The organism is Enterococcus lemanii (genome assembly GCF_016909125.1).
GTDB lineage: Bacteria > Bacillota > Bacilli > Lactobacillales > Enterococcaceae > Enterococcus_I > Enterococcus_I lemanii.
Window position 1 is genome coordinate 1 of sequence record NZ_JAFBFD010000064.1, and the last position, 7,458, is coordinate 7,458.

Consider the following 7,458-nt stretch of genomic DNA (forward strand, 5'->3'; position numbering starts at 1 on the left):
ATTTTACCAATTTGGAGAAGTTTATGCTATTTTTATTGTCCGGAACTCAGTTATATCAGGGGTTTAGCCGGGTTTTGGATGTTTCAAGTTTTAGTGAATTACTTTTCCCAGCAAGTGGCTTACCTAAGACAGCGCTAACTTCAACAGACTGGTGGGCTAATGATTATCGTTATCCAGAAAAAGGTGCATATGCTTGGATCAATGCGAATTATGAAGTGGTCCATGTCAATTTGACAAAAGAATACGTTGTTTTTCGGCCATTGCTAAAATCCACTTGGGTATTTGAGAAATAACCGTTATCATATTACGAATTAAGAAAGATTGACAAAGCCAGAGATTGTTTTATAATTTAATTGAACTCTGTGAAATAAAGTGATGACAAAAAATAAGGAGGAATTATTAATGGCAAAAAAAACAATTATGCTTGTTTGTTCAGCAGGAATGAGTACAAGCTTATTAGTTACAAAGATGCAAAAAGCAGCAGAAGTACAAGGGATTGATTCAGATATCTTTGCGGTGTCTGCTTCAGAAGCGGATCATTATTTAGCTAGTAAAGATGTGAACGTTTTACTTTTAGGTCCACAAGTCCGTTTCATGAAAAATGATTTTGAAAAACGCTTGGAGCCAAAAGGAATTCCATTAGAAGTTATTAATATGGCGGATTATGGCATGATGAATGGCGAGAAGGTTTTACAACAAGCTTTAAAATTAATTGGTGAATAAGAATTTGATTATTTAAAAGACGTCCTTTTTTTAAAGGGCGTCTTTTTTTAAAAAAGAAAAAGAAAGACTAAGCTTTTAAATGAAAATATGGTAAGATAGATGAAATTGATTCTCATAGGGGGTAAAATGATGAGTTTTAAAGAATTAAGCAAAAAGATTGATTTTGACCGTATTAAGGCAATTTCTAAATTAAGCGAAGCAGAAGCGACCTATAAAGCAAACCGTGATGCCGAGTTAAAAGCAATTATTGAAGGGAAAGACTCGCGTTTTTTATTAGTTATCGGTCCTTGTTCAGCAGATAATGAAGAAGCGATTATTGAGTATGCTAAGCGACTAGCAACGCTCCAAGAACAAGTGAAAGATAAAATTTTCATCGTTATGCGTGTCTATACAAATAAACCACGAACAAATGGAGATGGTTACAAAGGGATGATGCACCAGCAAGATGCTTCACCAACTGGCGAAATTAATTTGGTTCGCGGGATGGTGGCAGTTCGCAAAATGCATAAACGCGTGTTAGTTGAAACAGGGTTAACAACGGCTGATGAGATGCTTTATCCAGATAATTTACAATTTGTTGATGATTTAGTTAGTTACCATGCAGTAGGTGCTCGGTCCGTTGAAAATCAACAGCATCGTTTTGTTGCAAGTGGAATTGATCACCCAACCGGATTGAAAAACCCGACAAGCGGTAATATAAAAGTGATGTTTAACGCCGTATATGCAGCCCAACAAAAACAAGAACTAATGTATAATGGTGTCGAAGTTGAAACAAGTTCAAATCCACTAGCCCATGTTATTTTGCGTGGTGGCTTAACGGAGTCTGGGGAAGTTGTACCAAATTATCACTATGAAGATTTGGTTAAAGTTGTCACCGCTTATCAAGCGAGCAAGTTGAAAAATCCATTTATCATGGTCGATACAAACCATGATAATTCAGGAAAGAAATATAATGACCAAATTCGAATCGTTCAAGAAGTTTTGACTAGTCGTTCTTGGAATGAAGAATTACACCAACATGTCCGTGGTTTTATGATCGAAAGTTACTTAGAAGACGGTCGTCAAGAACCAGGAGGCGAAGTTTTTGGCCAGTCCATTACTGATCCATGTCTAGGTTGGGAAAAAACAAAAGAACTCGTTGAGTATATTGCAAATCATATTTAATCATTTAAAAGAGCAAGCGTGTTAAAAAACGTTTGCTCTTTTTGCGTATTTCTTTTATAGGAGGTGAAATGATGCAAGAACTTCTTGGTCGACAGATAGTGATGGGGCAAAAAGATTGGGAAAATTGTAATAAAGATTGCTTTAGCGGGCGACCAGCTATCATTGTTAAAGAAAGAATTTTTTGTCAACGTTGTGGTAGTTCCCAGTCAATCAGTGAAACGAAGCTACCAACAGGGGAACATTATTGTCCAGTTTGCATAAAATATGGAAAAATAAAAAGCAGTGACTATTTAGTAACAAGCAATCCTAAGGTGGAAAGTCCACAAACTCGAAAGATTCATTTTAATTGGCAGGGGAAATTAACGATTGGTCAATCTCGAGTTGCCAATCGCCTGTTAGTAAATTTTGAAGAAAACCGTCATTCGCTTGTTTGGGCGGTTACTGGTTCAGGTAAAACCGAAATGATTTTTTTTGTAATTAAAAAGTGCCTAGAAAAGGGTGGACGCGTCTGTTTAACTAGCCCACGGATTGATGTTTGTCGTGAATTGTATCCTCGATTAGTTGAAGTTTTTAAAGATGAAAACATTTTACTGCTTTATGGGGAATCAGAAGAAAAGTATCGCTACAGTGCATTAACGATTTGTACGACCCATCAATTACTTCATTTTTATCAAGCGTTTGATTTAGTGATTGTTGACGAAATTGATGCATTTCCATATGAAGGTGATGCGGTCTTAAGATTTGCGTTAATGCAATCTTTAAAAAGTATAGGTCGGTTGTTATATCTAACGGCTACTCCACCAAATCATTTGCTAAAAGAGATAACCGGAGAATTTTCAATCGAAAAATTACCGCTTCGATTTCACCAAAGACCATTAATTGTGCCAGAAAAAATTTGGTATGAAAATTGGTCAAGTTGTTATAAAAACAAACATAAGATGAAAAAATTGTTGCATTATTTAAAGGAGCTCCTCGTCAATAATCATGTATTGCTATTTTGTCCTAGTATTGCTTATTTAAAAAAACTTTATACAAAGTTAGCCCCTTTTTTCTTACAAGGAGAATTGACTTTTGTTTTTAGTGAAGACGAAGAAAGAAAAGAAAAAGTTGAGAAGATGCGCCAACAAAAATATCGGATTTTACTAACGACAACGATTTTGGAACGAGGAGTAACTTTTGAGAATGTTTCAGTAATTGTTATGGGGGCAAACCATTCGGTCTATACAAAGTCTTCTCTTGTTCAAATCGCCGGAAGGGTCGATCGCAAAGGGGAATTTAAGAGTGGCCGGGTTATCTTTTTTTATAATCAAAATACAAAAGCAATCCGACAAGCATGTCAAGAAATAAAAGGAATGAATCAATTAGCGAAAGAGTGGTTGAAAAATGAAATGTCTATGGTGCCAAAATCAAGTAACGCGTAATTTGCTAATGCAAGAAATCTTATTTCCTTGGTTGATAACGGAATCACTTTGCTCTACCTGTCGAAATTTATTTGAAAAAACGCCAGCCGATGTTTGTCCCCATTGTTGTAAGGTTGGGCAAGCAACGATTTGTGAAGAATGCTTGGTTTGGCAGGAGAAATACCCCGATTTAACGATTAATCACCACAGTTTTTTTTTATACAATGAGGCGTTCAGTCAATGGATTTATCAATATAAGTTTTTAGGCGACTACCGCTTGCGTCAAACGTTTCGACTAGAATTGAAAAAGTATTTTAAGCACAAGCCTGATGTGATTATTTGTCCAATCCCCTTATCTGTCGAGCGTTACGCTGAAAGAGGCTTTAACCAAACGCAAGCGATGTTAGAGGCAGCTAATATTACGTACACCTCTTTACTAAAGAAAAAAAGCGATACCCTCCCCCAAGCACAAAAAAATAGGCAACAACGACTTTCAACAACCCAACCATTTGAAGCGACTCAAGCATGTTTAGAGATTAAAGCAAAAAAAATTATCCTATTCGATGATGTGTATACCACAGGGCGGACTTTGTTGCATGCAATGGACGTGTTAAATGCTTATCATCCAAGTCAAATTTCAACAGTTTCCTTAGCGCGTTAAAAAAATTAAAAATAAACGAAAAATGATAACGATTTCTTTTGCATTTCTCATGAAGTTCGATATAATAGAAGTAAGAAGAAAGCAAAGAGTGGTCCTTTACTTTCTTTAATTGGTAGATGAAAGGGGCAATTGTTATGTTTAAATACAATGTACGTGGAGAAAATATCGAAGTCACAGAAGCAATTCGTAATTATGTTGAGAAGAAAGTAGGTAAATTAGAACGTTATTTTAATGATGTTCCCAACGCAACTGCTCATATCAACTTGAAAGTTTATTCTGAAAGAACAGCGAAAGTGGAAGTGACAATCCCGCTACCTTATCTAGTATTGCGAGCTGAAGAAACTTCACCAGATTTATACGCAAGTGTTGATTTGGTTGTTGATAAATTAGAACGACAAATTCGCAAATTTAAAACAAAAATCAACCGTAAAGCAAGAGAGACAGCCATTCCGGATGTAAATGCTGGTCTTATCTTCGCAACTGACGGGGCAGAAGAAGAAAATAATTCTGAATTAGAAATTGTTCGTACAAAACGTTTATCTCTAAAACCAATGGATAGCGAAGAAGCTGTTCTTCAAATGAATATGTTAGGTCATAACTTCTTTATTTTTGAAGATGCTGAAACGAACGGTACGAGCATTGTTTATCGTCGAAAAGATGGTAAATTTGGCTTAATTGAAACAGACTAAAACAAACAAAAAAAGATGGTCGTCCATTGGGTGACCATCTTTTTTTGTTTGTTTTGCCTACAAATAGTTTTTTAGCGAGTATTTGGTTGGAATATTGTCCGATTGATTATGTAGAAAATGTAGCATTCATTTAGAACTAATGATAAAATAGACTGAGGACTTTTAGCACCTTAAAAAGGGATTGATCTGAAATAAAAGGAGATTTATATAAGAATGGCGAATTTTTTTAAAACCTTAATTGAAAATGATAAAAAAGAATTAAAGCGGTTAGATCAAATGGCCACTAAAATTGATGCGTTAGCTGATCAAATGGCTGCTTTAACCGATGATGAATTGAAAGCAAAAACAGAGGAATTTCGCTCACGTTATCAAAACGGCGAAACACTCGATCAATTATTAACAGAAGCTTTTGCGGTTGTGCGAGAAGCCGCCAAACGCGTCTTGGGACTATATCCTTACCATGTACAATTAATGGGGGGGATTGTTTTACATGACGGTAACATTCCTGAAATGAGAACAGGGGAAGGGAAAACGTTAACCGCTACAATGCCGGTATACTTAAATGCGATTACGGGTTTAGGTGTTCACGTTGTAACAGTCAACGAATACTTGGCAACCCGTGACTCAACCGAAATGGGCGAGTTATATAATTTCTTAGGTTTATCAGTAGGATTAAATATCAACTCAAAATCTTCGGAAGAAAAAAGAGCAGCTTATGCTTGTGATATTACATATAGTACAAACAATGAATTAGGCTTTGACTATTTAAGAGATAATATGGTTGTCTATCGTAATCAAATGGTGCAACGACCATTGAATTATGCCATCGTCGATGAAGTGGATTCAATTTTAATTGATGAGGCAAGAACCCCACTAATTATCTCGGGACAAGCAGAAAAATCGACTGCTTTGTATACGCGGGCTGATAACTTTGTTAAGCGTTTAACGGAAGAAGTGGATTATAAAATTGATATTCAATCTAAAACAATTACTTTGACTGAAGCTGGGATTGAAAAAGCAGAAGAAACTTTTGCTTTAGAAAACCTTTATGATATCGAGAATACGGCTTTAACGCATCATTTAGATCAATCTCTAAGAGCAAATTATATTATGCTTCGTGATATTGATTATGTGATTCAAGAAGGAAAAGTATTGATTGTTGACCAATTTACTGGACGGATTATGGATGGACGTCGCTATTCTGATGGCCTACACCAAGCAATTGAAGCAAAAGAAAATGTTGAGATTGAAGACGAAACAAAAACAATGGCTACGATTACTTTCCAAAACTTCTTTAGAATGTATAAAAAACTGGCCGGAATGACAGGTACAGCTAAAACAGAAGAAGAAGAGTTTCGTGAAATTTATAATATCCAAGTTATTCAAATTCCAACAAACCGCCCAATCGTAAGGGATGACCGTGCTGATTTACTTTATCCAACATTAGAAAGTAAATTTAAAGCGGTCGTACAAGATATTAAAGAACGTTACCGTAAAGGACAACCGGTCTTAGTCGGAACGGTTGCCGTTGAAACGTCCGAATACTTATCGGAATTATTAAATCAAGCAAAAATTCCTCATGAAGTCTTAAACGCAAAGAACCACTTTAAAGAAGCTGAAATTATTTTAAATGCTGGTCAAAGAGGAGCAATTACCATCGCAACGAACATGGCTGGACGAGGAACCGACATTAAGTTAGGTTTAGGCGTAGCAGAGTTAGGTGGTTTGGCGGTTGTCGGGACAGAAAGACACGAATCACGTCGTATCGATAATCAGTTGCGTGGTCGTTCTGGACGTCAAGGAGACCCGGGTGTTTCACAATTCTACTTATCTTTAGAAGACGATTTAATGAAACGTTTTGGTTCAGAAAGAATCAAAGCTTTTCTAGATCGCATGAATATCGATGAAGAAGATGCAGTCATTCAAAGTAAAATGTTAACAAAACAAGTCGAATCTGCTCAAAAACGAGTGGAGGGAAATAACTACGATACTCGTAAAAATGTTTTACAATATGATGATGTGATGCGTGAACAACGGGAAGTTATTTATGGCCAAAGACAACAAGTGATTATGGAGGAAAATTCACTCTCTGATCAATTGATGGGAATGGTCAAACGGGCCATTGCTCGTTCGGTTGATGGGCACGTTCAAACAGAAGAAGGCCAATTAAACTACGAAGGTATTTTAGATTTTGCAGGTAGCGTGCTCGTTCATGAAGATACAATTTCATTAGACGACCTTAATGGCAAAGATCGTACACAAGTAAAAGATTACCTATTCCAAAGAGCGCAAGAAAAATTTGATGAAAAAGTTGCACAATTAAATAGTCCAGAACAATTACTTGAATTTGAGAAAGTCGTTATTTTACGTGTAGTAGATTCAAAATGGACCGATCATATCGATGCAATGGACCAACTTCGTCAATCAATTGGCTTAAGAGCATATGGTCAAAATAATCCACTCGTTGAATATCAAACAGAAGGTTTCCAAATGTTTGAAACGATGGTTGGAGCAATTGAATATGAAGTGACTCGTCTCTTTATGAAAGCTGAAATCCGCCAAAATATTCAACGAGAGCAAACGACTGAAGCACCGACGAATGTTCAAAACCATGAGCAACAAAGTACTTCAAGAGAATTTGATAAGATTGGGCGAAATGACTTGTGCCCTTGTGGTAGCGGTAAAAAATTCAAAAATTGTCATGGAAGAAAACAAATCGTATAAAAAGAGTAATCTAGGAAACTAAACCCGATTTTCTTAAGAATTAAGGGAATTCTAGATGAAACCAACGAACTTCTCGATCAATGGCTTCTTTTTTCGT

Annotated in this window: 7 protein-coding genes; all 7 read left to right on the top strand. The window is 36.2% G+C overall.

The window, feature by feature from the left end; genetic code table 11:
• Positions 1 to 23 precede the first annotated feature (23 nt).
• On the top strand, positions 24 to 293 hold the full coding sequence (locus JOD14_RS12750; RefSeq protein WP_204655166.1) for a DUF7662 domain-containing protein: 270 nt from the start codon (positions 24 to 26) through the stop codon (positions 291 to 293).
• A 109-nt stretch (positions 294 to 402) separates the two neighbouring features.
• On the top strand, positions 403 to 723 hold the full coding sequence (locus tag JOD14_RS12755) for a PTS sugar transporter subunit IIB (protein WP_204655160.1): 321 nt from the start codon (positions 403 to 405) through the stop codon (positions 721 to 723).
• Between the two features lie 129 nt (positions 724 to 852).
• Complete coding sequence (locus JOD14_RS12760; protein ID WP_204655161.1) at positions 853 to 1,887, top strand: 3-deoxy-7-phosphoheptulonate synthase; 1,035 nt, start codon at positions 853 to 855, stop codon at positions 1,885 to 1,887.
• 71 nt (positions 1,888 to 1,958) lie between these two features.
• Complete coding sequence (locus JOD14_RS12765; protein ID WP_204655162.1) at positions 1,959 to 3,308, top strand: ATP-dependent helicase ComFA; 1,350 nt, start codon at positions 1,959 to 1,961, stop codon at positions 3,306 to 3,308.
• Positions 3,271 to 3,948, top strand: a complete 678-nt coding sequence (locus tag JOD14_RS12770) for a ComF family protein (RefSeq protein ID WP_204655163.1) — start codon at positions 3,271 to 3,273, stop codon at positions 3,946 to 3,948. Before JOD14_RS12765 ends, JOD14_RS12770 begins: the two co-directional genes overlap by 38 nt.
• A gap of 134 nt (positions 3,949 to 4,082) precedes the next feature.
• Positions 4,083 to 4,637 carry a ribosome hibernation-promoting factor, HPF/YfiA family gene (gene hpf / locus JOD14_RS12775; RefSeq protein WP_204655164.1) on the top strand — a complete coding sequence of 185 codons (555 nt, stop codon included), beginning with the start codon at positions 4,083 to 4,085 and terminating at the stop codon, positions 4,635 to 4,637.
• Positions 4,638 to 4,850: 213 nt separating this feature from the next.
• On the top strand, positions 4,851 to 7,361 hold the full coding sequence (gene secA, locus JOD14_RS12780) for a preprotein translocase subunit SecA (RefSeq protein WP_204655165.1): 2,511 nt from the start codon (positions 4,851 to 4,853) through the stop codon (positions 7,359 to 7,361).
• Positions 7,362 to 7,458: the final 97 nt, after the last annotated feature.

Coding starts and splice junctions, on each gene's coding strand:
- JOD14_RS12765 (WP_204655162.1), top strand. CDS start 1,959: ATGCAAGAACTTCTTGGTCGACAGATAGTGATGGGGCAAAAAGATTGG.
- JOD14_RS12755 (WP_204655160.1), top strand. CDS start 403: ATGGCAAAAAAAACAATTATGCTTGTTTGTTCAGCAGGAATGAGTACA.
- JOD14_RS12750 (WP_204655166.1), top strand. CDS start 24: ATGCTATTTTTATTGTCCGGAACTCAGTTATATCAGGGGTTTAGCCGG.
- secA (WP_204655165.1), top strand. CDS start 4,851: ATGGCGAATTTTTTTAAAACCTTAATTGAAAATGATAAAAAAGAATTA.
- hpf (WP_204655164.1), top strand. CDS start 4,083: ATGTTTAAATACAATGTACGTGGAGAAAATATCGAAGTCACAGAAGCA.
- JOD14_RS12770 (WP_204655163.1), top strand. CDS start 3,271: ATGAAATGTCTATGGTGCCAAAATCAAGTAACGCGTAATTTGCTAATG.
- JOD14_RS12760 (WP_204655161.1), top strand. CDS start 853: ATGAGTTTTAAAGAATTAAGCAAAAAGATTGATTTTGACCGTATTAAG.